Origin of the sequence: Glycomyces niveus (assembly GCF_017592475.1) — a bacterium.
Classification (GTDB): Bacteria; Actinomycetota; Actinomycetes; order Mycobacteriales; family Micromonosporaceae; genus Glycomyces; species Glycomyces niveus.
Map to the genome: position 1 here is coordinate 79,562 of NZ_JAGFNP010000001.1, position 24,231 is coordinate 103,792.

The 24,231-nt window shown below is 70.6% G+C and carries 28 protein-coding genes; 12 read left to right on the plus strand and 16 right to left on the minus strand.

Features of this window, described 5'->3' with window-relative positions:
- Positions 1-192 precede the first annotated feature (192 nt).
- From bioA to bioD, 3 genes are all read left to right on the plus strand, one after another.
- Positions 193-1,515: an adenosylmethionine--8-amino-7-oxononanoate transaminase gene (gene bioA / locus J5V16_RS00350; RefSeq protein WP_208493923.1), complete on the plus strand. Its 1,323-nt coding sequence runs from the start codon at positions 193-195 to the stop codon at positions 1,513-1,515.
- The gene (locus J5V16_RS00355) at positions 1,512-2,618 is read left to right on the plus strand and encodes an aminotransferase class I/II-fold pyridoxal phosphate-dependent enzyme (RefSeq protein WP_208493925.1); all 1,107 of its coding nucleotides are present in this window, start codon (positions 1,512-1,514) and stop codon (positions 2,616-2,618) included. The genes bioA and J5V16_RS00355 overlap by 4 nt, the downstream gene beginning before the upstream one ends.
- A gap of 226 nt (positions 2,619-2,844) precedes the next feature.
- Positions 2,845-3,519 (plus strand): dethiobiotin synthase, encoded by a 675-nt coding sequence (gene bioD, locus J5V16_RS00360; RefSeq protein WP_208493927.1) that lies wholly within the window; start codon positions 2,845-2,847, stop codon positions 3,517-3,519.
- A gap of 232 nt (positions 3,520-3,751) precedes the next feature.
- On the opposite strand, the gene J5V16_RS00365 is transcribed toward bioD, so the two are convergent.
- Positions 3,752-4,243, minus strand: a complete 492-nt coding sequence (locus J5V16_RS00365) for an NUDIX domain-containing protein (protein WP_208493928.1) — start codon at positions 4,241-4,243, stop codon at positions 3,752-3,754.
- A 40-nt stretch (positions 4,244-4,283) separates the two neighbouring features.
- Positions 4,284-5,408 carry a cytochrome P450 gene (locus tag J5V16_RS25275; RefSeq protein ID WP_208493930.1) on the minus strand — a complete coding sequence of 375 codons (1,125 nt, stop codon included), beginning with the start codon at positions 5,406-5,408 and terminating at the stop codon, positions 4,284-4,286.
- Between the two features lie 156 nt (positions 5,409-5,564).
- Between J5V16_RS25275 and J5V16_RS00375 the strand changes: the two genes are divergently transcribed.
- Together J5V16_RS00375 and J5V16_RS00380 are read left to right on the plus strand one after the other, a co-directional pair.
- Positions 5,565-6,914, plus strand: a complete 1,350-nt coding sequence (locus tag J5V16_RS00375) for a flavin-containing monooxygenase (protein ID WP_208493932.1) — start codon at positions 5,565-5,567, stop codon at positions 6,912-6,914.
- Positions 6,911-7,543 carry a hypothetical protein gene (locus J5V16_RS00380; RefSeq protein ID WP_208493934.1) on the plus strand — a complete coding sequence of 211 codons (633 nt, stop codon included), beginning with the start codon at positions 6,911-6,913 and terminating at the stop codon, positions 7,541-7,543. Before J5V16_RS00375 ends, J5V16_RS00380 begins: the two co-directional genes overlap by 4 nt.
- A gap of 170 nt (positions 7,544-7,713) precedes the next feature.
- On the opposite strand, the gene J5V16_RS00385 is transcribed toward J5V16_RS00380, so the two are convergent.
- Together J5V16_RS00385 and J5V16_RS00390 are read right to left on the minus strand one after the other, a co-directional pair.
- Complete coding sequence (locus J5V16_RS00385) at positions 7,714-8,232, minus strand: hypothetical protein (RefSeq protein ID WP_208493936.1); 519 nt, start codon at positions 8,230-8,232, stop codon at positions 7,714-7,716.
- Complete coding sequence (locus J5V16_RS00390; protein WP_208493938.1) at positions 8,225-8,995, minus strand: alpha/beta hydrolase; 771 nt, start codon at positions 8,993-8,995, stop codon at positions 8,225-8,227. The genes J5V16_RS00385 and J5V16_RS00390 overlap by 8 nt, the downstream gene beginning before the upstream one ends.
- Positions 8,996-9,220: 225 nt before the next feature.
- Between J5V16_RS00390 and J5V16_RS00395 the strand changes: the two genes are divergently transcribed.
- The gene (locus J5V16_RS00395; RefSeq protein WP_307792822.1) at positions 9,221-9,898 is read left to right on the plus strand and encodes a lysophospholipid acyltransferase family protein; all 678 of its coding nucleotides are present in this window, start codon (positions 9,221-9,223) and stop codon (positions 9,896-9,898) included.
- 40 nt (positions 9,899-9,938) lie between these two features.
- Here J5V16_RS00395 and J5V16_RS00400 read toward each other — a convergent pair whose 3' ends face one another.
- Positions 9,939-10,628, minus strand: a complete 690-nt coding sequence (locus J5V16_RS00400; RefSeq protein WP_030158415.1) for a Crp/Fnr family transcriptional regulator — start codon at positions 10,626-10,628, stop codon at positions 9,939-9,941.
- Positions 10,629-10,957: 329 nt separating this feature from the next.
- Here J5V16_RS00400 and J5V16_RS00405 point away from each other — a divergent pair, with 329 nt between their 5' ends.
- Both J5V16_RS00405 and J5V16_RS00410 read left to right on the plus strand, forming a co-directional pair.
- Positions 10,958-11,512 (plus strand): polyadenylate-specific 3'-exoribonuclease AS, encoded by a 555-nt coding sequence (locus J5V16_RS00405; RefSeq protein WP_208493942.1) that lies wholly within the window; start codon positions 10,958-10,960, stop codon positions 11,510-11,512.
- Between the two features lie 108 nt (positions 11,513-11,620).
- Positions 11,621-12,646 (plus strand): 6-phosphofructokinase, encoded by a 1,026-nt coding sequence (locus J5V16_RS00410; protein ID WP_208493944.1) that lies wholly within the window; start codon positions 11,621-11,623, stop codon positions 12,644-12,646.
- Positions 12,647-12,829: 183 nt separating this feature from the next.
- On the opposite strand, the gene J5V16_RS00415 is transcribed toward J5V16_RS00410, so the two are convergent.
- Positions 12,830-13,036: a hypothetical protein gene (locus J5V16_RS00415; RefSeq protein ID WP_208493946.1), complete on the minus strand. Its 207-nt coding sequence runs from the start codon at positions 13,034-13,036 to the stop codon at positions 12,830-12,832.
- Positions 13,037-13,153: 117 nt separating this feature from the next.
- On the minus strand, positions 13,154-13,546 hold the full coding sequence (locus tag J5V16_RS00420) for a hypothetical protein (protein ID WP_208493948.1): 393 nt from the start codon (positions 13,544-13,546) through the stop codon (positions 13,154-13,156).
- Positions 13,547-13,796: 250 nt separating this feature from the next.
- Between J5V16_RS00420 and J5V16_RS00425 the strand changes: the two genes are divergently transcribed.
- The gene (locus tag J5V16_RS00425; RefSeq protein WP_208493950.1) at positions 13,797-14,504 is read left to right on the plus strand and encodes a hypothetical protein; all 708 of its coding nucleotides are present in this window, start codon (positions 13,797-13,799) and stop codon (positions 14,502-14,504) included.
- On the opposite strand, the gene J5V16_RS00430 is transcribed toward J5V16_RS00425, so the two are convergent.
- The 3 genes from J5V16_RS00430 to J5V16_RS00440 all read right to left on the minus strand — a co-directional run bounded on the left by J5V16_RS00430 (position 14,501) and on the right by J5V16_RS00440 (position 16,765).
- Entirely contained in the window at positions 14,501-15,112 is a 612-nt protein-coding gene (locus J5V16_RS00430; protein ID WP_208493952.1) for a hypothetical protein, read from the minus strand. The two genes, J5V16_RS00425 and J5V16_RS00430, sit on opposite strands and share 4 nt — an antisense overlap.
- Before the next feature lie 187 nt (positions 15,113-15,299).
- Positions 15,300-16,145, minus strand: coding sequence for a bifunctional 5,10-methylenetetrahydrofolate dehydrogenase/5,10-methenyltetrahydrofolate cyclohydrolase (locus J5V16_RS00435; protein ID WP_208493954.1), 846 nt, complete (start codon positions 16,143-16,145; stop codon positions 15,300-15,302).
- Positions 16,142-16,765 (minus strand): cyclodeaminase/cyclohydrolase family protein, encoded by a 624-nt coding sequence (locus J5V16_RS00440; RefSeq protein ID WP_208493956.1) that lies wholly within the window; start codon positions 16,763-16,765, stop codon positions 16,142-16,144. The genes J5V16_RS00435 and J5V16_RS00440 overlap by 4 nt, the downstream gene beginning before the upstream one ends.
- A 166-nt stretch (positions 16,766-16,931) precedes the next feature.
- On the opposite strand from J5V16_RS00440, the gene J5V16_RS00445 reads away from it, so the two are divergent.
- Both J5V16_RS00445 and J5V16_RS00450 read left to right on the plus strand, forming a co-directional pair.
- On the plus strand, positions 16,932-18,293 hold the full coding sequence (locus J5V16_RS00445; RefSeq protein WP_243900612.1) for a class II 3-deoxy-7-phosphoheptulonate synthase: 1,362 nt from the start codon (positions 16,932-16,934) through the stop codon (positions 18,291-18,293).
- 22 nt (positions 18,294-18,315) lie between these two features.
- Positions 18,316-19,347 (plus strand): LLM class flavin-dependent oxidoreductase, encoded by a 1,032-nt coding sequence (locus tag J5V16_RS00450; protein ID WP_208493960.1) that lies wholly within the window; start codon positions 18,316-18,318, stop codon positions 19,345-19,347.
- On the opposite strand, the gene J5V16_RS00455 is transcribed toward J5V16_RS00450, so the two are convergent.
- The 5 genes from J5V16_RS00455 to J5V16_RS00475 all read right to left on the minus strand — a co-directional run bounded on the left by J5V16_RS00455 (position 19,295) and on the right by J5V16_RS00475 (position 22,554).
- Positions 19,295-19,882: a hypothetical protein gene (locus J5V16_RS00455; protein ID WP_208493962.1), complete on the minus strand. Its 588-nt coding sequence runs from the start codon at positions 19,880-19,882 to the stop codon at positions 19,295-19,297. The two genes, J5V16_RS00450 and J5V16_RS00455, sit on opposite strands and share 53 nt — an antisense overlap.
- Positions 19,883-19,914: 32 nt before the next feature.
- On the minus strand, positions 19,915-20,478 hold the full coding sequence (locus J5V16_RS00460) for a hypothetical protein (protein WP_208493964.1): 564 nt from the start codon (positions 20,476-20,478) through the stop codon (positions 19,915-19,917).
- Between the two features lie 2 nt (positions 20,479-20,480).
- Entirely contained in the window at positions 20,481-20,993 is a 513-nt protein-coding gene (locus tag J5V16_RS00465; protein WP_208493966.1) for a hypothetical protein, read from the minus strand.
- A 169-nt stretch (positions 20,994-21,162) separates the two neighbouring features.
- Positions 21,163-22,056: a TIGR01777 family oxidoreductase gene (locus J5V16_RS00470; RefSeq protein ID WP_208493968.1), complete on the minus strand. Its 894-nt coding sequence runs from the start codon at positions 22,054-22,056 to the stop codon at positions 21,163-21,165.
- A gap of 9 nt (positions 22,057-22,065) precedes the next feature.
- Positions 22,066-22,554, minus strand: a complete 489-nt coding sequence (locus J5V16_RS00475; protein WP_208493970.1) for an RrF2 family transcriptional regulator — start codon at positions 22,552-22,554, stop codon at positions 22,066-22,068.
- Between the two features lie 164 nt (positions 22,555-22,718).
- On the opposite strand from J5V16_RS00475, the gene J5V16_RS00480 reads away from it, so the two are divergent.
- Positions 22,719-23,210: a cupin domain-containing protein gene (locus tag J5V16_RS00480; protein WP_208493972.1), complete on the plus strand. Its 492-nt coding sequence runs from the start codon at positions 22,719-22,721 to the stop codon at positions 23,208-23,210.
- Positions 23,211-23,256: 46 nt separating this feature from the next.
- Here J5V16_RS00480 and J5V16_RS00485 read toward each other — a convergent pair whose 3' ends face one another.
- A complete protein-coding gene (locus J5V16_RS00485; protein WP_208493974.1) occupies positions 23,257-24,165 on the minus strand; it encodes an acyltransferase domain-containing protein in 909 nt (302 codons plus the stop codon).
- Positions 24,166-24,231: the final 66 nt, after the last annotated feature.

Genomic DNA, 24,231 nt, shown 5'->3' on the forward strand with positions numbered 1-24,231 from the left:
GAGCCGGAGGGTCCGTTATGACCGCCCAAAACTACGCCTCCTGCCGCAACGCGACTGCGGCGGCCTCGGTTCGATAACGGTGGTGTCAAGGGAATCGCACGGCCCGGAAACGGCCGCGCACCCCCGCCCGACCACCAGCGGCTGACGGTATCCTCCAAAGCGTCTTGTAGGAACCGTCTAAGGAGTCGAGCGATGACCGCCAGCGCCGCATGGACCGCCCGCGACGCCGCCGCCGTGTGGCACCCCTTCACGCAGCACTCCACCTGGACCGGCGACCGGCCCGTCGTCGTCGACCGCGCCGAAGGGCCCTGGCTCATCGACGTCGACGGCCGCCGCTACCTCGACGGCGTCTCCTCACTGTGGACCACCACCCTCGGCCACGGGCACCCCGACATCAACGCCGCCATCACCGCCCAGCTCGCCAAGCTCGACCACTCCACGTTCCTCGGCACCACCCACACCCCGGGCATCGAACTCTCCGAGGCGCTCATCGCCCTCGCCCCCAAGGGGAACGGACCCGAGCTGACCAAGGTCTTCTACGCCGGAGACGGCTCGTCCGCCGTCGAAGCGGCCCTCAAGATCGCCTACCAGTACTCGACCCAGACCGGGCACTCCCGGCCCAAGTTCGTCCGCCTCGACCAGGCCTACCACGGCGACACCCTCGGCGCGGTCGCCGTCGGCGGCCACGACCTCTTCCACCAGGCATACAAGCCGCTGCTGCTCGACACGATCGGCGTCCCCTCGCCCGGCGACCGCGCCCTCGGCCCCGACCGCAACGCCATCGCCGAGGCCGCGCTCCGCAGCGTCATGGGCGAGCACGGCGCCCAGGTGTGCGCGATCATCGTCGAACCGATGATCCAAGGCGCCGCGGGCATGCTCGACTACGACGCGCAGTTCCTGCGCACCGCAAGGGAACTCGCCGATGCCCACGGCGCGCTCCTCATCTTCGACGAGGTCGCCACCGGCTTCGCCCGCACCGGGCGCATGTGGGCCGCCGAGCACGCCGGCGTCACCCCCGACCTCCTCACCTGCGGCAAGGGCATCACCGGCGGGTACCTGCCGCTCTCGGCGGTCCTCGCCGCCGAACACGTCTACGAGGCGTTCCTGACCCGGCCCGGCGACAGCGCGCCGCGCACGTTCTTCCACGGCCACACCTACACCGCGAACCCCCTGTGCTGCGCCGCCGCGCTCGCGAACCTGCGCGTCATGGGGGAGCAGGACGTGACCGGCCAGGCCGCCCGCCTCGGCGAACGCCTCGCGAAACTCCTGGAGCCATTGGGCTCCAACGACAATGTGCTCGAGATCCGCCAGCTCGGGACGATGATCGGCGTCGAGGTCGCGCCGGTCGGCGACCGCACCGGGTTCGCGGTCTGCCAGGCCGCCCGCGACCGGGGCGTGTGGCTGCGCCCGCTCGGGAACACGGTCGTGCTCATGCCGCCGCTGACCCTCGGCGACGACGAGACCGACCTGCTCGTGAACGCCCTCGCCGAAGCGATCGACGAGGTCGCGGCATGACAAGCGCCGCCCCCGGCGTCTGGCACCGCCTGGGCCGCAAAGCGGACCTGCGCGCCAAGGCCGGGCTCACCCGCCACGTCCGCACCCGCGCCGATGCGATCGACCTCGCCGGGAACGACTACCTCGGGCTCTCCCGCCACCCCGCCGTCCTCGCCGCCGCCGCGGCCGCGCTCGCCGAACACGGCCTCGGCGCGAGCGGCTCTCGGCTCGTGCGCGGCACCACCGGTGTGCACGAACGGTTCGAGGCCGAATTCGCGCAGCACACCGGCACCGAGACCGCCGTCCTCTACTCCTCGGGCTACATGGCCAATCTCGGCGCGGTGGCCGCGCTGGCCGGGCCGGTCCTGCTCGACGCGCACGCCCACGCGTCGCTCCACGACGCCGCCCGCCTCGCCGGGGGCCGCTCGGACACGTTCGCGCACAACGACCTCGACGAGCTCCAGCGCCGGCTCCGGGAGGTGCGGCCGGCCCTCGTCGCGGTCGAGTCGGTGTACTCCGTGCTCGGCGACGCGGCGCCGCTGCGCGAGATCCACGCACTCACGACCGCGCACGGCGCGCTGCTGCTCATCGACGAAGCCCACGCGATCGGCACGATCGGCCCGCACGGCGCGGGCGGCGCAGCCGCCGCCGGGCTCGCGGGCGACCCGGGCGTGGTCCTCACCGCGACCCTCTCGAAGGCGCTCGGCGCGGCGGGCGGCATCGTCGCCGGCCCGGCCGCCCTGCGCCGCCACCTCCACGACACGGGCCGCACCTTCATCTACGACACCGCCCCACCGCCCGCAGTGATTGCCGGCGCCGGCGCGGCGCTCGCCATCGCACGCGAATCCGACAGCGCCCGAGCCGAACTCGCCCGCCGGGCCGCCCTGGCGGCGGCGACGCTGAACGCACCGACACCGGCCGCCGGGGTCCTCTCGCCGCCCGCCGGAGACGCGAAGGCCGCGACCGACTGGGCCGAACGCTGCGCGGCGGCAGGCGTGGCAGTCGGCTGCTTCCGCCCGCCCTCCACGCCGGACCATCGGTCCCGGCTGCGAGTCACGATCAACACGGGAGTGGCGGTCGAGGACTTCGACCGGGCGCTAGAGGTGATCCAGGCGGCGCGGTAGGGATCGGGCCGAGCCGGTCGACGGCGACGGCTCGCCGCTGCCGGCCACCGCTCGGCGAGGCGTAGGGCATGCCCCTTCCCACCCGCATCCGCCTCCGACCAACCGAAAAGGACCACGGTCCCACGCGGGTCCGACAATCGAGCGTTTGCACTGGTCATCGGTATCGGAGAGTCGCCGGGCCGCTGGACGGCGGCGAGGCTCGTGCGGGGAGCGTTACGTTATGCGCATGATCGCGTTCGAAGGACCCGTGCTCGTCACCGGCACCGACACCGGCGTCGGCAAGACCGTCGCCACCGCTGCGCTGGCCGCGTTCCTCATGCGGCAGGGCCGCAGTGTCGAGGTCGTCAAGATCGCGCAGACCGGCGACGATGACGACGCCGCCGAGGTCACCCGGCTCTCGGGGGCCCCGGCCCGGGCGCTCGCCTGCTACCCGGACCCGTTGGCGCCCTTCGCCGCAGCGCGCCGCAGCGGCCTCCCGCTGCTCGAACTCCACGACGTCGCCGAGACGGTCCTCGAAGCGAAATCCGAGGTCGTCCTCCTCGAAGGCGCCGGGGGCCTGCTCGTGCAGCTCGGCGCCGGCGGCTGGACCGCCCGTGACCTGGCCGTCGAGCTCGGCTGCCCTGCCGTCGTCGTCACTCGCGCCGGCCTCGGCACGCTCAACCACACCGCCCTCACCCTCGAGGCGCTGTCGCGGCGCGGCATCGACGCGTCCGTCCTCATCGGATCATGGCCGCTCGAACCGGGCCTCGCCGAGTACGAGAACCTGAAGGACCTGCCCGGCCGCCGCCTCGGCTGGATCCCCGCCGGCGCCGCCGGGCTCGACCCCGAGGTCTTCCGCCTCAGCGCCTCCGAATGGTTCGACCTCGAAGGCGACCTCCGCCGCTTCGGCCCCGACGCCTGACGAAAACCCGCCCGTCGCGCGGCATCGCGCCCGCGGCGCGGTTCCCCCTGCCCGCGTGACGGACCGGTCCGTCACAGCTATGGCGCTCGCTCCCACCTGCCTTGACGCCACCCGGTACCTTGGTAGCGAACCGGCCCAATAGGTGCCGAATCAGTGCGATGCGGGCGCCTCTACCCCCGGCGCCCGCATCGCACCAAAGCCGCCGCACCGAGCCCCAGTCCGGCAGCGCACGCTAAGCGGGCACGCCGAGCCCGGCCCCGCGCCGCGCCTCGAACCGCGGGATGGCAAGGCCCAGCAGGAAGTCCAGCCCCCAGTCGATGCCCGACGCCTCGACCGGCCTGAACTCGCACCGCATCCGGATGCCGTCGTCCTCGTCGCCCGTCTCGACCACCGTGTGGTCCCACGCGTCCCGCGGATCCTCCGTGACCATCCACGAGTACGTGCTCACCTGGTAGTCGTAGTCGCGCCAGTCCGGCACCGCCATCAGCTTGCTGCCCAGCACCTCCCCGAACACGAGGCCGCGCACGCCGGTCTCCTCGACCGCCTCGCGCATCGCCGTCTCGCCCGGCGTCTCCCCGGGCCGCGCCCCGCCGCCGGGCACCTGCACCCCGGCCTCCGGCCGGTCCCGGTGCAGCATCACCAGCACCTCGAGGCCGGGCCGCTCAGGCAGGTCACGGAGGACGTAAGCGGTCCCGCGTTGGCGGAACTCCAGGAATTCAGGCATCCCGACAGCTTGGCAAGCGCATGCGCCGCACCGCAAGCCGTTAAACGGCCAGCCGCACCACGAGCGGGCTCGGCATCCGGAACGACAGGTTCGGGTCGCTCACCGGCGCCGCCACCACCCGGCAGCGGGGGAGCAGCGGCGCGAGCTCCGCGACCACCACCTCCGCCTCCATCCGCGACAACTGGCTCCCCAAGCAGCGGTGCGCGCCCGCACCGAACGCCAAGTGCCGCCGCGAACCCCGCTGCCCCGGCACCATCCTCATCGGACACTCCGCGACGCCCTCGTCCACGCCGGCCGCCCCCAGCCACACCAGGACCGACTCGCCCGCCCGCACCGCGAAACCGTCGATGTCCGTGTCCCGCTTCACCACCCGCCGCCACGACGTGATCGGCGGCAGCAGCCGCAGCCCCTCCTCGACGATCAGCGCCGGCTCCGAGGCCAGCAGCGACGGCTCCTCGATCAGCCGGTGCAGCAGCAGCGTCAGGAACTGCGACGTCGTCTCCTGGCCCGCCACCAGCAGAAAGAACAGTGCCGCGGTCGCCGCGTCCTCCCCGTACTCCTCCAGCAGCTCCCTCGTCGCCCCGGTGGACCCGGCCGTCCAGCCGCGCAGCAGCGCATGGAACGGCCCGACCACCCCGGCCAGCTCGCGCTGGCGCTCCGGCGAAGGATCGCCCCAGAACAGCTCCAGTGCGGCCCGGCTGAACCGCTTGACCTCCATGGCGGCCTCGACCTCGAGACCGAGCAGCCGCGCCAGCGCCGCGAGCGGGATCTCCGACGAGACCGCCGCGTCCACGTCCACCGCCTCGCCCGCCCGCAGCCGCCGCGCGACTCCGGCCGCGGTCCGCCGCGCCAGGCCTGTCAGCCACGGCCGCAACGCCTCCACGTTCGAGGGCGCGAACACCTCGCCGAACGCCGCGCGGATCCGCTCGTGCGAGTCGCCGTCGTTGTTCGCCAGCGTCGCGGGCAGCCGGAACCGGTGCCGCGTCAGCTCCCGCAGCGCGTCCGTGGGGATCGGGGTGATCGCGTCGAGCGCGTTCGCGGCCGAGAACCGCTCCCGGTCGGCCAGCACCTGCTTGGCGAGACGGTGCGAAGACACCACGACCTGCCCGTCGCGCCGCATGACGGGGGCGTCGGGTCGGGGATGTTTCCACAGCTCGAAGAGCACGCGCGCAGCCTACCTCCCCCGAAAGTACGAGTCCCGTTCACGGTAATCTGCTCTCAGTCTTTCGGCGCCCCGCACCGCGACCCGCCCCCGGCGGCCGCCCGCGCGCGGACCGCCGTCCGGCACCTGACTGCATGCCCACCGTAAGGAGCCTTTCCCTTGCAGGAGTACTCCTCCCAGGCCGCCTACGACCGCGGCGAGGCCGTCTGCGTCATCGGCGCCGGAGCGTCCGGCCTCATCGCGGTCAAGAACCTCCGCGAGAACGGCTTCGAAGTCGACTGCTACGAGCGGGACACCGTCCTCGGCGGCCTGTGGAACCCGCAGAACCAGCACAGCCCGCTCTACCCCAACACCCACCTCGTCACCTCCCGGTCCCAGACCGAGATCCCCGACTTCCCGATGCCCGACGACTGGCCCGACTACCCGTCGGCGGCCCAGATGCTCGAGTACCTGACCGCGTACGCCAAGCACTTCGGGCTCTCCGAGCACATCTGGTACGGCTCTGAGATCTCCCACCTCGAACCGGTCGAGGGCTCCCGCTTCGAGGTCGTCGTCAAGCCCGCGGCCGGCGCCGCCGCGCGGCGGCTGCGCTACGGCGCGGTCATCATCGCCACCGGCCACCACTGGTCCCCGAACCTGCCCTCCTACCCGGGCTTGGACGACTTCCGCGGGACCGTCCTGCACTCCTCGCAGCTCAAGGACCCGTCCCGCCTGCGCGGCAAGCACGTCCTCGTCATCGGCGGCGGCAACTCCGGCGTCGACATCGCCTGCGAGGCCGCAGTGAACGCCGCCAGTTGCGTCCACTCCGTGCGCCGCGGCTCCTGGCACCTGCCCAAGTACCTCGGCGGCGAGCCCGCCGACTACGCGCTCGCCCGCCTCGCGTCCCGCCCGAAGTACCTGCGCCGCTTCCTCACTGACCGGATCCTCAAGGGCCCCAAGCGACTCGCCGAGCGGATGGGCATCGAGGCGCCCGGCCCCGGCCCGGCCGGTGAAGAGCCCGTGCGCAACGGCCGCTACCTCGAGCACGTCGGCGACGGGTCCATCAAGCGCCGCGGCGAGGTCGCCCGCTTCGACGGCTACGAAGTCGCGTTCGCCGACGGCACCGAGATCCGCCCCGACCTCGTCGTCCTCGCCACCGGGTACCAGCCCAAGATCGCCTGCGTCGCACCGGAACTGCTCGGCGGCACCCGCGACGAGCCCGCCCCGAGGCTGTTCGCGCGGATGTTCTCCCCGAAGGCCCAGACCCTCGCCGTGGCCGGACTCGTCGAACCCGGCGTGGGCGTCCTCCCCATCGTCCACTGGCAGACCCACGCGATCTCCCGCTGGCTCCAGGTCCGCAAGAGCGACCCCGAACGCGCCGAGAGCTTCAAGCTGCAGGTCAACGCCGAATCGCACCACGACGCGGTGGAGCACGTCGACCCGCGCCGCCGCCTCGTGGTCGACGCCGAGGAGTACCTGGCCAGCCTGGGCCGCATCATCGACACCCTCGAACAGGAGCCCGCCAAATGAGCCTCACCGCCTGGAGCCGGCGCGCCCGCACCCCCGAGCCGGTCCCGGTCCGGCGCGAGATCGCGGTCTTCGAGCCCGCCGACCTCTTCGACATCGAGATCAAGGACAACCCCGAGACGAACCCGGTGCTCTGCTGCACCGGCGACCCGGCCGGCGCGGCCGCCTTCAACGCCTTGTGGCTCAAGCGGATCGCCACCTCGGGGCGGTACGCGGCGGCCGTGAGCGTGCGCGGCCAGGGCGGCACGCCCGCCGCCGCGGGCGGGCCGGAGGCCCGCGCGCACGACGTGGTGCAGGCCGCGGTCACCGTGCCCCGCCAGACAGTCCTCATCGGACACCGCGAGGGCGCGGCCTGGGCCGCACTGGCGGCCGGGCGCTACCCGGCGGCGGGCCTGGTGCTCGTCTCCCCGCTGCGGGTCCCGAAGCAGCTGCCGAAACCGGTGGGCGAACCGCCGGTGCTGCTGGTGGTGAGCGAGTCCGAGACGCAGTCGAAGGAAGTCCAGGCGGTATCCGACGAATACGGCATCACCCCGCTCACCTTCGCGGGCGCCCCCGACGACGTCTTCAAAGGCGCCACCGCCGAAGGACTCCTCGACACGGTCCTCTCCTGGCTCGACGCCCAGAAGCCGTGACGAAGCGCCGGAATCGACCGGCCGCGGCATTCTCGGCGCACGCCGAAAGCCCGAACGCGGACCGGGTTCGGTTCCCCGGTTTTCCAGGGTAGGAAAGCGAACCTGAAGCCGAGCTGAAGGCCGGGTCGGGCTGCGCCCGGGCCCGGCCGAGGTTCACCCGTACGGGTGGGTCAGACGACCGCTCCGTCGTCGGTGTCGTCCGGTTCCTTGTCAGGGCGCAGGCGGCTGATGAGCAGCCACACGCCGATGAGGAAGCCCACGAACCCGACCAGCCGGCCCGGGTTCGTCCCCAGCGGCGCGATGCCCGGGTTCACCAGCAGCGCGAGGCCGCCGATGATGAGCAGCACCCCGCCGATCGCCGGCAGGCTCGGCCACGGCACCGGAGGCGGCTCCGGCGGGTCGTAGTCGTCCTCGTCGTCGTCCGGCAGCTCCGCGTCCCACAGGTCCAGGAGCGTCGGCTCGTCGTCCCGGTTCGACACGACCGGCGGCGTCATCGGCACGACCTCGGTCGGATGCTCCTCCGCGTCGAGCCCCTTCACGAGCCCGGTGTCCGTGTCGCCCAAGCCCTTGATCAGCTCGTTGAAACGGCGGTCGACGTCCTCCGGGCGCAGCTCCTCCGGGCCGCCCTTGCCGTCCTGCTCGCCGCTCTCGGGCTCCCCGTTGCCCTCCTGCTCGCTGCGGTCAGTCATGGACACTCCGAGCCTTGACCAGCTGCCGGTTCATGAACTCGACACTCCCGGAGAAGATCGTCTCAGCGTCGTAGTCGAGCGTCGCCACATGGTAACTGCGCGGCAGCACCGTCGATTCGACGTCCTTGGAACGCACGCCCGCCCGGATCACCGCACTGTTGCGCGGACTCACCACATGGTCCTCCGCGCTCGTGAAGATCCGAAGCGGCACCGTGACCCGCGCCAGCTCCGGCCGCGTCACCTGCCACAGCCGCCGCAGCGACGCGTACGCCGCCACCGGCGTCCGCGACGTCGTCTTCTCCCGCACATCCGGCTTGTTCAGATCCGACCCGATCGACGCCACGCTCGGCATCACGTACTTCAGCACCGGCGCCAGGAACCCCTGCGGCTTGTCGTCGAAGATCGCCGGATTCACCAGCACCAGCCCCGACAGGTCGCCGCCGCGCTGCTCCGCCAGACGCAGGCACAGCGACCCGCCCATCGACAGGCCGCCCGCGAACACCGGCCGACCCAGCGCCAGCGCCTCGTCGACGGCATCCTCGAGCCGCCGGTACCACTGCTGCCAGGTCGCCTTCGCCAGCACCTGCCACGTGTCGCCGTGGCCCGGCAGCAGCGGCGCCACCACGTTGAAGCCCTCGCCGCGCAGGTACTCGCCCCACGGGCGCATGCTCGCCGGATCGGAGGTGAAACCGTGGCACAGCACCATCGTGGCCTTGGCGTCGGCACCGAGGTCGAACGTGAACTCCTCGGAATCGCTCGTCACGTCGCCTCCCGGGGTCGCTGAATGACGGGGCGCGGGATCGCGTGGACTCGTGCACGGCCCGCCGGTCGAACCGGCGGCCGGGCGGTCCCGTTTCGCGCCGCTTGCCCATTCTCGCACGCGCCCGCGGGCCGCCGCCACCGCGCGGGAGCGCCCGGCCGCGCCCGCGCGAGCCGCCGTCCGCGTTCGACGTCAGAAGGATTGACCGGTACCGATACGCTTGAGCGCGTGATCTACTGGGTGCTGAAGGCGACGCTGGGCTCGCTGCTGTGGGTCGTGTACCGGCCCCAGGTCGAAGGGCTCGAGCATGTGCCCGAGGACGGCCCGGCGATCCTGGCCTCCAACCACCTCGCCGTCACCGACTCCTTCTTCATGCCCCTGGTCGTCAAACGCCGGGTCACGTTCATCGCGAAGGAGGAGTACTTCACCGGCACCGGCTTCAAAGGCCGGTTCGTGCGCACCTTCATGAACGCCGTCGGCGCCATCCCCGTCGACCGCGCCGGCGGCGACGCCGCCAGCGCCTCCCTCGACACCGGCAAGCGCGTCCTCTCCGAGGGCCGCCTCTTCGGCATCTACCCCGAGGGCACCCGCTCGCCCGACGGCCGCCTCTACCGCGGCAAGACCGGCGTCGCCCGCCTCGCACTCCAGACCGGCTCCCCGGTCGTCCCCGTCGCCATGCTCAACACGGGGGAGCTCCAGCCCATCGGCAGGCGCATCCCCAAGATCGGCCGAGTCAAGATCAAGTTCGGCCCCTCACTGGACTTCAACCGCTACCGAGAGCTCGTGGGCGACCGCTTCATCGAACGCGCCGTCACCGACGAGGTCATGGACGCACTCAGGGCACTCTCCGGCCAGGACTACGTCGACGAATACGCCGCGAAGTTCAAGAACAAGGGCAAGCAGTAAGCGCGATCCCCCCACGGGACCGCACGCTTCTCCTCAGCCTCTATTCGGCTCCCCCGAAGCCCGCCCGGCGCCGCAGCGCGGGCAGGTCCACCACGACGATCTTGCGGCCCTCCGTGCGCAGCCAGCCGCGGTTGGCGAAGATCCCGATCGCCTGGTTGACGCTCTGGCGCGAACCGCCGGCCATCTCCGCCAGCTGCGTCTGGTTGAGCTCGATCGTCGTCATCGGCGACGAGTGCTGCTCCGCCAGACGCACCAGTGTCTTCGCGACCCGCCCCGGTAGATCCAGGAACACGTGGTCGGAGGACTGCTCGGTCAGCCGCCGCACGATCATGCCCATCGACCGCAGGACCGCGTCGAGCATCTTCGGGTTCCCGTGCACGAGCTCCAGGAACGACGAGCGCGCCAGCGCCAGCGCCGACGTGTCCTCGAGGGCCTCCGCGCTGGCCGAACGGGGCGATCCGTCCAGGAGTGAGACCTCGCCGAGCACTTCGGGGGCGCGCGCGACGTGGAGCATCGCGCGCTCGCCGGTCGCGGCGGTGCGGAAGACGCTCACCGCCCCCGACCGGATCATGATGAGTGATTCGCCCGGCTCGCCTTCGAAGAACAGGAGGTGCCCACGCCGGTAGTGGCGCTGTACCGCCACCCCCGCGATCTGCCGCCGTGCCTGCGGGTCGAGGCCGGCGAACATGGCGACGCCTGCAAGCGGGTCTTCAGATGGGCTGACACCCATAGTTCTCCCCCTTCGGTGGGTCCCGGGTCCGCGGGTTCCCTCCGATGATCGCTGTCTTTTCCGTCGTTGTACAGAGCCCGGTGTCGGAAACTTCACGCTCCGTTGGGCCGTGTGTCCAGACGGCGCACTTGTCGCTCGACCGAGTGTACGATCAAGTCTACGTGCTTTAGCGTCGATTGTCCGGTATCGCGACGCCCGCGTGCGGGACGCGAGGTCAGATTCCGGCTGCCTGATCGTATGGCGTAGCGTCGACTCGAGTCCGGCGACATACGGGTGGGGCCCGAGAACGGCCGAAAAAGACCGCTCGTGATCATACGAAAGGCCGATGCGTGGCGTACCGATACTTCTACGACTGCGAGTTCATCGAGGACGGTCGCACGATCGACCTGGTCTCGATCGCCGTCGTCGACGAGCAAGGGCGCGAGTACTACGCCGTGTCGACCGAGTTCGACCCTTCCCGCGCGATCGACTGGGTGCGCCGCAACGTCCTCGACAAGCTGCCGCCTCCGGCGAGTTCCCTGTGGAAGGACCGCGCCACCATTCGCGACGAGCTCTACGACTTCCTGGTGTCGCCCGTGCGCCGCAAGTCCGGCAGCCACCCGGGGGAGCGGGTCGAGCTGTGGGCCTGGATCGGCGCGTACGACCACGTCGTGTTCGCGCAGCTGTGGGGCACGATGCCGGAGCTGCCGCGGGCGCTGCCGCGCATGACCAAGGACCTGCGCCAGCGCTGGGAGGACCTGGGCCGCCCGGAGCTGCCGACCACCCCTGACGCGGACATGCACGACGCCCTCACCGACGCCAAGCTGAACCTCGCCCGCTGGAAGGCGCTCGAGGCGTACCGCGCCGAGCGCGGCGCGTACGCACCGGTCGAATCCCACCCGTAGCGCCTCTCGGAACCCCAGGTCGCCGCCCCCTGACGCCGATATAAGGTGGGCAGTGTTTCGGCAATGGGGCCGCCCAGTTAACAGTCCTGACTCCAGGGAGTAAGACACATGCGCATTGGCGTGCTCACCGGCGGCGGGGACTGCCCCGGTCTCAACGCGGTCATCCGTGCCGCGGTCCGCAAGGGCAGCAAGGAATACGGCCACGAGTTCGTGGGCTTCCGGTACGGCTGGCGGGGCCCCATCGAGGGCATCACCCAGGAGCTGAACTGGGACACGGTCGAGAACATCCTCGACCAGGGCGGCACGATCCTCCACTCCTCGCGCACCAACCCCTACAAGATCGAGGGCGGCGTCGAGGCCATCAAGAAGAACATGGCCGACCTGGGCGTGGACGCGCTCATCGCGATCGGCGGCGAGGACACCCTGGGTGTCGCGACGAAGCTGACCGCGGACGGGGTCAACTGCGTCGGCGTGCCGAAGACGATCGACAACGACCTCTCGGGCACCGACTACACCTTCGGCTTCGACACCGCGGTGAACATCGCGACCGAGGCCATCGACCGCCTGTGGACGACCGCGGACTCGCACGACCGCTGCATCGTCGTCGAGATCATGGGCCGCCACGCGGGCTGGATGACGCTGCACGCGGGCATCGCCGGCGGCGCGAACGTCACCCTCATCCCCGAGGTCGCGTTCGACATCGAGAAGGTCGCGAACTTCGTCAAGGAGCGCAAGGAGGCCGGCAAGGCCACCATCGTCGCCGTCTCCGAGGGCGCGCACGCCGAGTCGGGCATGGTGCTCAAGGACGGCGAGGTCGACGCGTTCGGCCACGTCAAGCTCGGCGGCGTCGGCGACTGGGTCGCCAAGGAGATCAAGGAGCGCGCGGACATCGAGACCCGCGCGATCATCCTCGGCCACCTGCAGCGCGGCGGCACCCCGACCGCGTTCGACCGCGTGCTCGCCACCCGCCTCGGCCTCGAGGCCGCCGCGGCCGTGCACGAGGGCGACTTCGGCAAGATGATGGCGCTCCAGGGCACCAACGTCGTGCGCATCCCGATCAACGAAGGCACCGACGTGCTCAAGACCGTCCCGGTCGAGCGCTACGCCGACGCCGAGGTCTTCTTCGGCGTGTAGCCGGAGGGCACTCCGAAAGCACTGCGGTCGGTTGGGTTAGGTCCCCCGGTTTTCCAAGCTACTAGGGGAAACCTGAAGGGGAGCTGAAGCCCCGACCGGCCATAAAGCACTGTCAGCACGCAACCACGGGCACGCCCGGTCGTTAGACCAGGCGTGCCCGTGGCTTTTCGAGAGACTGATCCCTCAGTGACGGTCGGCGAGATCCCGCATCTCGCCGATTTCACGTTTCACAAGACCCTGCCGGACATCGACTTCGACTCGATCCCGGTGCCGGGCCTCGACGCCGACTTCTACCGGCGCCCCGTCGGCGACCGGATCCTCAGCGTCGGCGTGTACCGCTTCGCCGGGGCCGAGACGCACCGCGCCTGGGGCTGGGTCGGCGAGCCGCACTGCTCCTGGCACGCCTACCGGAACCCCGCCACCGGCGGGTTCGACGGTCCCTTCCAAGGCTGCCCGGTGTTCAGGCTGCTGCGCGAAGGCACCCGGCTCACCGGCTTCGAACTCGGCTCAGGCGGTCTCGCCCGACGCTTCCTCGTGGCGGAGCGCCTCCCGCTCCCGGCGGGTCACCCTGCGGGTGTAGACGATCGCGGCGGTCGTGATCGCGAGGCCGAGGAACAGGCCGCTCCCGGCGAACCACGCCGAGGCCTCGGGTGAGAAGCCCAGGACCGCGACGGGCAGCTGCACGAACGCGATCAGCCCGGCCAGCAGCCACTTGCCGCCGCCCTTGCCCCACAGCAGCGCCGTCCAGATCGGAGCCACCACGATGGCGAGGACCGCGATGTCGAGTGCCCAGTGCACCACCGGGTTCTGGACCCTGTCGTGCTGGAACGCCATCGCCGGACTCGAGACCGAGACGATCATGGCGGCGACGGTCGCCACGAATGCGAGACGACGTGTCATACGCAACCTCCTCTGCGTGGGAAGCCTTAACGCTACGTCCAGTAGTCGTGCATGTCTGTCGGGTATCCGCCACTTGGGGTTATTTTCCGAGGCCACGGCACCGGTCTCAGCGCCCGGTGCGGAGGCGGACCGGGAAGGCGCGAGAGCGCGCGCGAATTGGGGGAGGACGGCCTTGCCCCGCCGCCATACAGTGCTCGTGAATCGACGGTTGGAGGAACCTGTGGTGGGTCAGGTCGGCAGGGCGGAAGCCGTGCTCGAGACGAGGAGCGGGCTCGATCCCGCGGCCGAACGCGAGGCGCGCGCCGCGCTCGCGGGCTGGCAGCAGTTCTCCCGCAAGTACCGGCTCGCGTTCCGCGCCGAACTCCAGCCCGAGGACCTGGGCGGCGAGACCGCCGAGGTCTTGGACTCCTTGGGGCGCTTGGGATTCCCGGTTGCGCAGGTGCGCGGGTGGACGCGCGGCGTGTGGGGCGGCCGGCCCAGCTTCGGGTTCAGCGCGCTCGACGCGACGGCCGCCGGCTCGATCTACCAGCTGCGCTGCCATGCCGTGCGGCTGCGCAGCGTCGGCCCCGACGTGGTGCAGCACCGGCTGCTCGACGGCGACTCCTCGATGGCCGGGAACTGGCACCCCCACCGCGCGCGCTACACCACCGTGGTGCTGCCCGACCCGCCGCGCCCGCCGACGCGCCAGCGCGGCCGCATCGGGCGGTTCACCGCCGACGCCCTCGACCGCTTCTTCCGGCCCGTGCCCCGCCAGCTCCACACCGACGACCCGGCCTTCGCGACGGCGCTCGCCGCCGCGGCCGAGGCTGAGGGTCTTGACCTGTTCCGCTGGTCGTGGGCCGCCAAGGGCTGCTGGCTCGCGGCCTGGAAGAGCGACGGCACCGGCACGGACACGCACCAGCAGCGCGCCCGCTTCATGGACTTCCTCCCCGCGCTGGCCGACTGCGTCGACGCTTAGCCGTCCCGCGCCCAGAGGACCACGGTCAGCTCCGCCTCGGCCGCGCCCGCGACCCATTCGAGGGTGTCGACCGAGACCCCCGTGAGTACGCCTTCGGTGGTGAACAGGCATCCGTGCGCGCTCGGCGGCGCGTCGGGGTCGAGGTCCAGCCCGAATCCGGTCTCGCCGCCGGTCGCGGCGTTGCAGTTCGCGGGGTCGAGGCCTGCACCGGCCGGGGTAGTCCCGGTCGTCTCGCCCGGGCTGTACAGGTAGGCGGCCTGCCAGCTGCCGCACGAGTACCAGATGAGGTCGGCCCATGGGGCGGCCTCGCTGTCGCCGTGGAGGTCTTCGCCGGCGCCGCCGTCGTCGAGGTCGACGTGCCGGTCCCAGCATTCGTCGCCTTGGAACGTCGCCGAGAGCCGGACGGTGAATGTCTCGGCCTCCTGCCAAGGGCCGCTTCCGGTCTCGGGAGATGCACCGTCCTCGCTCGAGACGGTGGGCTGGGCGGGATCGGGGTCGTCCTGGGCGTTGACGCCGTGCCGCCAGATCAGGACGGTGACGACGACACCTGCCGCAGTGGCCAGGGCGCTGAGGGCGGCCCAGAAGTTCTTCGAGGGGAATGCGCTCATGGCCGGAGCATAGCGACGACCGGACGTTTCCCCAGTTCATCGCTGGTTTCGCGGGTTCCGGCGTTTCCGGGGCAAACCCTGCGAACCGCGGCGGGCCGACCGGGTGTTGTCGCAAGCCCGACAGTCTGCGCCGACGAATGAGGCCGACCGCCCGTCGTGGGCGATCGGCCTTCAAACTTTTGACGCGCTAGTGACTCTTCGGCAGTTCCGCCGCGATCACGGTGTGGCGCAGCAGGAGTGCGGTGGTGACCGGTCCGACGCCGCGGGGGACCGGGGTGAGCCGGCCCGCTATCGGGGCGACCGAGGCGTAGTCGACGTCGCCGACCAGACCGCCGTCGTCGGTCGGGTTGGTGCCCACGTCGATCACGGTCGCGCCGGGCTTCACGAAGTCCGCGGTGATCATCCCCGCGCGGCCCACCGCCGCGACCAGCACATCGGCCTCGCGGCAGACCGCCGCCAGGTCCTTCGTGCGCGAGTGGCACACCGTCACGGTCGCGGACTCGTTGAGCAGCAGCAGCGCCGCGGGCTTGCCCACTACAGTGGACCGTCCCACGACGACCGCTTTGGCGCCCTCCAGGACCAGGTCCTCGCGCTTGAGCAGCTCCAGCACCGCCGCGGCCGTCGCCGGGGCGAACGTGCGGAGCCCGGCGGCCAAGCGGCCCAGGCTCTCGGAGTTGGCGCCGTCCACGTCCTTGAGCGGGCTGATGTACCCGCCGACCGCCGAGAGCGTCACACCCTCCGGCAGCGGCGTCTGGCAGATGATGCCGTGCACGGCCGGATCGGCCGAGAGCTCCTGCAGCTTCGCGACGATCTCGTCCTTGCCGGGGTCCTTGAGGTGCTCGACCCGGCAGTCGATGCCCTCCTTCTCCGCGGCCTTGCGGATCGAGCGCACGTACCAGGCCGTGCCCTCGTCGTCCGTCGGCACCACGACCGCCAGGGTCGGCACGATGCCCTCTTCGCGCAGCCGCGCCGCGTCCGCGGCGACCTCCGCGCGCAGCGCCGCCGCTACGGCGCGCCCGTCGATGTCACTCATGCCCGAATCCTCTTCGCCACGATCTGCATGATCGCCTCGGCCTGCACCTTCGCCTGCAGCGATTCGTTGAGCGTGCTCGCCAGCCGCTCCCGCTCGGCGGCGTCCTTGATCGCCACCACGTTGATGTCGACGTTCAGCGCCGCCGACTCCAGCGCCGACTTCGCCGCCGACGCCGCCACGGCCACATCCGAGAGCACGTTCGGGTTCGACCCCTCCAGGATCCGGCCCGACAGCTTGATCACCTCGGCCGACACCCGCGCCACCGCCAGCGGCACCGCCGCGGCCTCGACCAGGCCCGCCTGGATCGCCGCGGTCCGCGCCGCCTTCTCCTCGTCAGAGGACTTCGGCAGCTTGTAGGCGGCGACGACGCCCGAGAACGCCTCCGCGTCGTCCTCCGCGAGCTGCAGCGCCTCCAGCCGCAGCCGCTCGGCCTCGGCCAGCGCCTCCCGCATCACCGCTTCATGCTCGGCGAACTTCGGTTTGCCGATGGTCAGGTTGCACACCATGGACACCAGGGCGGCGGCCATGGCCGCGCTCATCCCCGCCGCCGCGCCGCCGCCGGGCGCCGGGAGCTCCGAGGCGAGGTCGGTCAGCCAGTCTTCAATAGTCGTCTTGCGCACCCGGCCAGCCTAGACGCGTCCCCAAAGGTGGGATGTCTGCGCCGGTCCCGGTGTGTCGCGCCGCCCGCCCGCCTGTGAGGGTTCACCCATTGGGACACGCAAATCATCGTGGTGACCGCGCCCCGCCGCCACGTACCATTAGCGCGTGAACCGCCAATGGCATGACCTGCGAAACCCTGGCCTCGTCCCCGTCGTCGCCGACGCGGAGGAAGCCGAGCGCTATCAGCTCGACGCCTGGCGGAACCTGCCCCGCGAGCAGGTTCCCCCGTGGGAGGACTACGCCGAGGTCGAGGACGTCGCCGGGGTGCTCGCCGGCGTCCCGCCGATCGTCGCCCCCTACGAAGTCGAGCACCTGCGCGAACTCCTCGCCGAGGTGTGCGAGGGTCGCGCCTTCCTCATGCAGGGCGGCGACTGCGCCGAGACGTTCATCGACAACACCGAGCACCACGTGCTCGCGAACATGCGCACCCTCCTGCAGATGGCGGTCGTGCTCACCTACGGCGCCTCGCTCCCGGTCGTCAAGGTCGGCCGCGTCGCCGGCCAGTACTCCAAGCCGCGCTCGGCCGCCAAGGACTCGCTCGGCCTGCCCGTCTACCGCGGCGACATGTTCAACTCGCTCGAAGCGACCGAAGAGGCCCGCGTCTGCGACCCGCAGCGCATGATCCGCGCCTACGCGAACTCCGCCGCCACCATGAACATGCTCCGCGCCTACCTGCGCGGCGGCCTCGCCGACCTCATGGCCGTGCACGACTGGAACAAGGACTTCGTCCGCACCTCCCCGGCCGGCGAGCGCTACGAGGCCATCGGCCGCGAGATCGACCGCGCCGTGCGCTTCATGGCCGCCTGCGGCGTCGAGGACGAGAACCTCCACACCGCCGAGGTCTTCGCCTCCCACGAGATGCTCGCCATCGAGTACGACCGGGCGCTCACCCGCATCTTCAACGGCAAGGCCTACGCCCTGTCCGGCCACATGCTGTGGAACGGCGAGCGCACCCGCCAGTTGAACGGCGCCCACATCGACTTCCTCTCCCGCGTCGCGAACCCGGTCGGCTGCAAGATCGGCCCCACCGCCACGCCCGAAGGCGTCGTCGAGATGTGCCAGAAGCTCAACCCGGACAACGTCCCCGGGAAGCTCGTCATCATCACCCGCATGGGCCACAAGAACGTCCGCACCGTCCTGCCCCCGATCATCGAGAAGGTCCAGGCCGCCGGGTGCAAAGTCGTGTGGCAGTGCGACCCCATGCACGGCAACACCTACGAGGCCGCCTCGGGCTACAAGACCCGCGCGTTCGACCAGGTCGTCGACGAGGTCCTCGGCTTCTTCGAAGTGCACCGCCAGACCGGGACCCACCCGGGCGGCATCCACATCGAACTCACCGGCGAGGACGTCACCGAATGCGTCGGCGGCGCCCAGGAGATCCGCGACGACCAGCTCTCCGACCGCTACGAGACCGCCTGCGACCCGCGCCTGAACACGCAGCAGTCGCTCGAGCTCGCGTTCCTCGTCGCGGAGATGTTGCGCCATTAGGACAAAGCCATAGAGTGAGCGCATGAGCGCTCACGATCTCTTCCTCCTCGGCGGAGTGTTCCCCGGCATCGCGCCGGCGGCGGCACTCCGCCGAGTCGTCTCCTATGCGCGGCAAGCCGAGACGGCCGGCCTCGACGGCGTCTGGACCGCCGAGCACCACTTCATCGAATACGGCGCCAGCCCTTCTGCGACCCTCATGGCCGCCCACCTCCTCGCCGCCACCGAACGGATCCAGATCGGCACCGCCGTCGCCGTCCTCTCCAACCGCCACCCTGTGGCGCTGGGGGAAGAAGCCGCCACCCTCGACGCCCTCGCCCCCGGCCGCTTCCGCCTCGGCGTCGGCCGCGGCGGCCCCTGGATCGACCTCGACGTCTTCGGCTCCGGCCTCGACCGCTACGAACGCGGCTTCGAAGAGAGCCTCGGCCTCCTGCGGCGCTGGCTCTCCGGCGACGCCGAAGTCGCCCACACCGGCGAGTTCTTCGACGTCCTGCCCGTGCGCGTCATGCCCCCCGGCACCGGCCGCCCCGTCTGGGTCGCCGCCACCGGCGAGGGCACCGCCCGCCTCGCCGGACGCCTCGGCATGCCGCTCCTCCTCGGCATGCACGCCCCCGATGAGGACCATGTGAAGCTCCTGACCGCCTGGCGGCGCGAAGCCGAAACCGCCGGCTTCGATCCCGATGCGGCCGAACACGTCTCTACCCACTTGGCGCAGATCGCCGACGACCATGCGACCGTCGACCGGCTCCGGTCGTCCCTCACCGAACTGCTCACCAGGGGCGTCGGCCAGTACGTCAGCCTCAAACCCGGGCGGGGAGCCAGGGACCACGCCGCCTATGTCGACTGGATGATCGGACGCCACGCGGTCGGCCCCGCCGACCACGTCGCCGAACGCCTCGCCGCCTCGGCGGAAGCCACCGGAGTGCGCCGCCAGCTCCTCATGGTCGAGGGCATCGGCGACCCGGACGCGGTGGGCGAGAACATCGCCGCCCTCGGGGCCGCTCTCAGTAGGACCGGTACGGCACTGCCGGAGGGCTCTGCGGCGGCAGCCCCTTGAGGGGGTCGCGCCCCTTCTGCCGGAACCACTGGTTCGCCGAGCCGGTGAACAGGCACAGGAGCGTCACGAGCGGCATCGCGAGGCTCAGCAGCGTCATGATGAGCCGCGACCCGTCGGCGGGCGCGCCCGTCTGACTGCTCGCCTCGAACCCGGTGTAGATCCCGATAAAGCCGGACACGAACGCCAGCAGCATGACCACGATCGTCGTCACCTGCGCCCACCGGCGTCCCGCGCCGATCTTGACGGCCAGGATGCCGAACAGGATCACCACCACGATCGTCGCCGCGATGACGAGCGTGACGACCAACGCCAAGTCGCCGAAGCCCTTCGAGAGGTCTTCCTCGAATTTGAAGTCGCTGAAGTTCAACGCATCCGACCAGAACAGCGCCGTCAACCCGCCCCCGGCTCCACAGCAGATCAGGAACGAGAACTGCAACCAGAGCATCACCTGCGCGGTGGTGACCGTGCCCGGCTTGCGGTGCAGCAGCTCAGGAGGGAGCGGGTTTGAGGGCGGAGTGGCAGGCGGCGTGTACATGGGCGGGTCCTTCAATGGCGGGTCCGCCCAGTCTAGGCAGACCCGTCCATCCGGTCGGCCTCACTGCTTGCGAACCAGCGGCGGCCCTCATGTCCGAAGACGCACCCCAGGGCGATCGCCTGGAGGATGAGTGGAGGCGCGGCAGCGACGAGAATGGCCCCAGTGATGTCATCTCCATTCCACCTCCATATCGCGATCGCTGCGGCGGTGAAGCTGACCAGGACCACGGTTCCGATGATGATCGTGGTCCGAGCTCGGTGGTCCGCCCGGGCCGCCCAGCGGTTGGTGAAGTAGGCGTAGGTGAAGATCGCGGCGAAGCCGACGATCCAGGCCGATGGTATTCCGAACCCGATGACATCTGCGGTAAGGCCGAAGTACTTTGCGGCCCAACCGATCCCGAGGGCCAGCGTCCAGCCGAACGAGCAGTTTCCGCAGAGCATGACCAACACGACCTGCATCACGGTGAGAACTCGCACGGTTTTGATGGCCTTCGGCCACCTGGACTTGGGCGCAGGCTGAACCAAGATCGGCATTTCTGGATAGGCCGTGCTCCGCTTCGGCCGGCGGCCGGGGGCCGTTGGATCTTGTGAAGACATCGTCAGTCCTTGTCCTTCGGCCAGGCCACGATGAGAGGGCCGGCATTCGGGGGGTTGGTGAACCAGGCTTTCGCCGAGGGCGTGGACAGGCATGCGGCGATTGCGCCCTCGAAACCGATGAGAAGAGGCGAGGGTATGGGGGCGGTTCCGAAGAAGCTGAGGAGCCCGAGCGCGATCCAGACGCCGTTGAACACGAGAGTCGCGGTCCAGGCCCAACGGCGGCCGCGGAGGAGATTGACGGCGAGAATGCCGACCAAGGTCAGCACCACGGCTGGGATGAGCATGGCACCAGCGCCGAAGAACAGCATGGCGGTCGCCTCTTCTTCCGTGATCGGGCCGCTTTCGACGTCGGTCATGCGAAAGAGGAAGAGCATCACAACCGCGCCGAGGATGCAGGGCAGGGCGGCGAAGTGCAGCCACATGAGCACCGGTGCGGTGACGACAGAGCGGGGTGCGGAGTGGACGGCGCGTGCGGAGATCGGGGTCGGGTCCGGGGTTGTGGGCTTGGGGTCCATGGGGTTCCGTTCACAAGAATAGTTGAACGTGTTCAAGGTTGAACATGTTCAATTTAGCTCGTGTTGGAACTCAGTGGGAAGGGCCAAGGGCTGTGAGCTGCGTCCGCCTCCCAGCGAGAAAACGAAAACGGCCCCGCGCAATGCGCGGGGCCGTTCGGTGGTGCGGTGGTCAGTCGCGGAGGGCGTACCTCAGGGCCTCGAAGACCGTCTCGTCCTGGTACTGGAAGCCGTTGGCCTGCAATGCACCCGGTTTGATCTTGGCTCCCCGGAGCATCTCGATCGCGGCTTCTCCGGCGACGATCTTGACCGCCCAGCCGGGGATGATCCAGGGGGTCGGGCGGTGGACGACCGCTCCGAGAGCCTTGGTGAACTCGCGGTTGGTGGCGGGCGTGGGGCCGACCATGTTGACCGGCCCGCGGATCGAGTCGTCCTCGATGGCGGTGACCGCGGCGTTCACCCAGTCGCGCAAGGAGATCCACGGCAGGTACTGGCGACCGCTCCCGAACCGGCCGCCCAGGAAGCACTTCCAGACCGGGACGAAGTGGTCGAGCAGGACGCTGTCCGGGCCGAGCACGTGGCCGGTCCGCAGCTTCACCACCCGCGCGCCCGCCTCCTCGGCCGGGGCTGTCGCCGACTCCCATCGCAGGCACAGGCGTCCGAGGAAGTCGGCCGCCGCCGGGGTCGACTCGTCGACTTCGACGTCGGCGCGGTCGCCGTACCAGCCCGCTGCGGAGCCGTTCACCAAGACCGGGACTTCGGCTGCTGCCACCGCTTCGGCGAGGACCTTGGTGGGGATGACCCGGCTCGTCTGGATGCGCTTCTTGTAGGCGTCGTTCCAGCGCTTGCCGCCGACGTTGACGCCGCACAGGTTCACGACGGCGTCGACGCCGTCGAGGATCTGCGGATCCAATGGCGCTTTATATGGGTCCCACCGGATCTCGTTCTCCTCGTCGGGGCGGTGGCGCACGAGCCGCACGAGGTCGTGCCCCTCGCCCACGCTTTCGAGGGCCTTCATCAGGGGCTTGCCGAGATAGCCGCTCGACCCGGCGATGACGATCCGCATACCGACAGCCTATGGCCTCGGCTCGCGGTACCAGTCTTGAACCTGAGTGCGGAGATTCGGGGCCTGGAGTTCGGCGTTCTCCTGGATCGCGGCGAGCGACTGCGCGGCGAGGGCGCGTCGCCATTCGAGTTCGGCGCCGCGCATGGCGGTGTCGATCGCGCACGGGGCGCGGAACGCCGAGGCGGGTTCGTCGCCCCAGACGCCGTTCTGGCGGATCTCGGCGCATTGGAACGCCTCTGCGGGTCCCTCGATGGCGGTGAGCACGTCCATGAGCGTGATGTCCTTGAGGCCCTTGGCGAGCCGGAAGCCGCCCTTCTTGCCCGCGGTCGAGGTGAGGATGCCCGCCTTGACGAGCGGTTGGAGCTGCTTGTTGAGGTAGGCGGGCGGCAGGCCGTACCCGGCGGCGAGCCGGGCGGTGGAGACGGGCTCGTCCACGCCCATCCAGTCCAGGAGCAGGCAGCAGTGCGCGGCCCATTCGACGCCTTCGCTGATCTTCATATCTCGAGCTTAACTGTCCTGGTAAGCGGAACATGCCGGGCTGGTGTTCCCGTTGTGGGCATGAGGTTCGACACCGAGGTCGAAGTTGCGGATCTTTATCTGGACATATAATATCTAGATATAACGTCCGGCGGGAGCCGGACCGCCCAGCTGAGGAGAACCCCATGAGCACCGTCCCCGCACCCGTCATCGCCCGCGCCGACACCGCCGAGAAGCTGGCCCACGCCCAGCACTCGGTCATGACCCTGCTCGCCGACTCCTCGCAGACCGGCGGCGCCCTCTCGGTCACCCGCTCGACCTTCCCCGACGGCGGCGACGGCGCGCCCTCTCACTTCCACACCGGCACCAGCGAATCGCTGTTCGTCATCTCGGGCAGGCTCCAGGTCCTCACCGGCGACGAGGTCATCGTCCTGGAGGCCGGCGACTTCGTGACCATCCCGCCGGGCCTGCCGCACGCGTTCGGCGCCGCCGCAGGGCACGACGCCGACGTCCTCGCCGTCTTCACCCCGGCCGCCGACCGGTTCGACTACTACCGGCTGCTCGAACGCGTCAACGCGGGCGAGGCCGACCCGAAGGAGATCCCCGCGTCGGGGGAGCGGTACGACAACCACTATGTGGCGAGCGAGGCCTGGCAGCTGGCCCGCTCGGGAGAGTAGACGCCGAACGGCCGCAGCATAGCGCTGCGGCCGTAGCGGTTCCGGTCTAGAGGCCGAGCCTTGGGAGATTGAGGCGGCCGAAGCGGTTGCGCCACGGCACGTCCGCTTTGATGCCCGCGAGGACCGAGCGCTGGAGCGTGTTGTCCTGCGGCAGTTCGTCGACGGGCGTGTCCTCGGGGCGGCCGAAGACGAAGCGCCACAGGTCGGAGCGGTTGCCCGCCGGGTCGCCGGGGCCCTGGAGGTCGAAGAGCGCGCCGAAGCCGGGGATGTTCGACCGCTCGGGCAGCCAGTCGCGCAGCTGCGGGTCGAGCAGCCACGACTCGCACATGAAGACCATGTCCTCGGGGCCGTCGTACCGCTCGGGGAAGACCGCCGGGAAGTACTCGAGGGCCCATTCGACCGAGTCGCGCACCGCGTCGAGTGTGAGCGGCCCGCCTTCGCCGCGGATGTGCATGCCCACGAACGGCCGCGGGTCGGGGCCTTCGACGCAGAACTGGAGCCGCCCGAGCTGGTAGAGCGCGCCGCGCACGTGGCCGGTGAACCAGTAAGCGGCGTCCAGGCCGGCACGGCCGTAGATGCGGCGGTTGAAGCGCAGCTTCTCGCCGACGTCGGCGAGGACCTTGCGCGAGAGCTCCTCGTCGATGCCGCGCTCGCGGTGGAACGCCAGCATGTCCGGGACGGCCGCGAGCAGCGGGTACAGGCCCAGCAGCGGGTGCGCCTCGGGGGGCTTGGGCCAGGCCAGCCACTTGCGCCCGCCCATGTCGGCGGCGATGGACTGGTAGAGGCGGTCGGCGGTCTCGCGCGCGGCGGGGTCGAGCGCGCCGAGGGCCTTCGCGGCGTCGTCGGCGTCCTCGGTCTCGGCGCCGCACCAGTCGATGAGGAGTTCGCGGACGTCGGCGGCGTCGGGTTCGGAGTACGCCTTCACGGCGCCGGGCAGCGGCAGGTCCTGAGTCACCGGCCTATGTCACCACGCGCGGCCCCCCGGCGGCAACATCGGGTCAGTCACCTTAGTCTGGGCCTT

Excerpts from the sequence above, each read along its gene's own strand:
- bioA (WP_208493923.1), top strand. The coding sequence starts at position 193 with ATGACCGCCAGCGCCGCATGGACCGCCCGCGACGCCGCCGCCGTGTGG.
- J5V16_RS00355 (WP_208493925.1), top strand. The coding sequence starts at position 1,512 with ATGACAAGCGCCGCCCCCGGCGTCTGGCACCGCCTGGGCCGCAAAGCG.
- bioD (WP_208493927.1), top strand. The coding sequence starts at position 2,845 with ATGATCGCGTTCGAAGGACCCGTGCTCGTCACCGGCACCGACACCGGC.
- J5V16_RS00365 (WP_208493928.1), bottom strand. The coding sequence starts at position 4,243 with ATGCCTGAATTCCTGGAGTTCCGCCAACGCGGGACCGCTTACGTCCTC.
- J5V16_RS00380 (WP_208493934.1), top strand. The coding sequence starts at position 6,911 with ATGAGCCTCACCGCCTGGAGCCGGCGCGCCCGCACCCCCGAGCCGGTC.
- J5V16_RS00385 (WP_208493936.1), bottom strand. The coding sequence starts at position 8,232 with ATGACTGACCGCAGCGAGCAGGAGGGCAACGGGGAGCCCGAGAGCGGC.
- J5V16_RS00400 (WP_030158415.1), bottom strand. The coding sequence starts at position 10,628 with ATGGGTGTCAGCCCATCTGAAGACCCGCTTGCAGGCGTCGCCATGTTC.
- J5V16_RS00410 (WP_208493944.1), top strand. The coding sequence starts at position 11,621 with ATGCGCATTGGCGTGCTCACCGGCGGCGGGGACTGCCCCGGTCTCAAC.
- J5V16_RS00420 (WP_208493948.1), bottom strand. The coding sequence starts at position 13,546 with ATGACACGTCGTCTCGCATTCGTGGCGACCGTCGCCGCCATGATCGTC.
- J5V16_RS00430 (WP_208493952.1), bottom strand. The coding sequence starts at position 15,112 with ATGAGCGCATTCCCCTCGAAGAACTTCTGGGCCGCCCTCAGCGCCCTG.
- J5V16_RS00435 (WP_208493954.1), bottom strand. The coding sequence starts at position 16,145 with ATGAGTGACATCGACGGGCGCGCCGTAGCGGCGGCGCTGCGCGCGGAG.
- J5V16_RS00450 (WP_208493960.1), top strand. The coding sequence starts at position 18,316 with ATGAGCGCTCACGATCTCTTCCTCCTCGGCGGAGTGTTCCCCGGCATC.
- J5V16_RS00455 (WP_208493962.1), bottom strand. The coding sequence starts at position 19,882 with ATGTACACGCCGCCTGCCACTCCGCCCTCAAACCCGCTCCCTCCTGAG.
- J5V16_RS00460 (WP_208493964.1), bottom strand. The coding sequence starts at position 20,478 with ATGTCTTCACAAGATCCAACGGCCCCCGGCCGCCGGCCGAAGCGGAGC.
- J5V16_RS00465 (WP_208493966.1), bottom strand. The coding sequence starts at position 20,993 with ATGGACCCCAAGCCCACAACCCCGGACCCGACCCCGATCTCCGCACGC.
- J5V16_RS00470 (WP_208493968.1), bottom strand. The coding sequence starts at position 22,056 with ATGCGGATCGTCATCGCCGGGTCGAGCGGCTATCTCGGCAAGCCCCTG.
- J5V16_RS00475 (WP_208493970.1), bottom strand. The coding sequence starts at position 22,554 with ATGAAGATCAGCGAAGGCGTCGAATGGGCCGCGCACTGCTGCCTGCTC.
- J5V16_RS00480 (WP_208493972.1), top strand. The coding sequence starts at position 22,719 with ATGAGCACCGTCCCCGCACCCGTCATCGCCCGCGCCGACACCGCCGAG.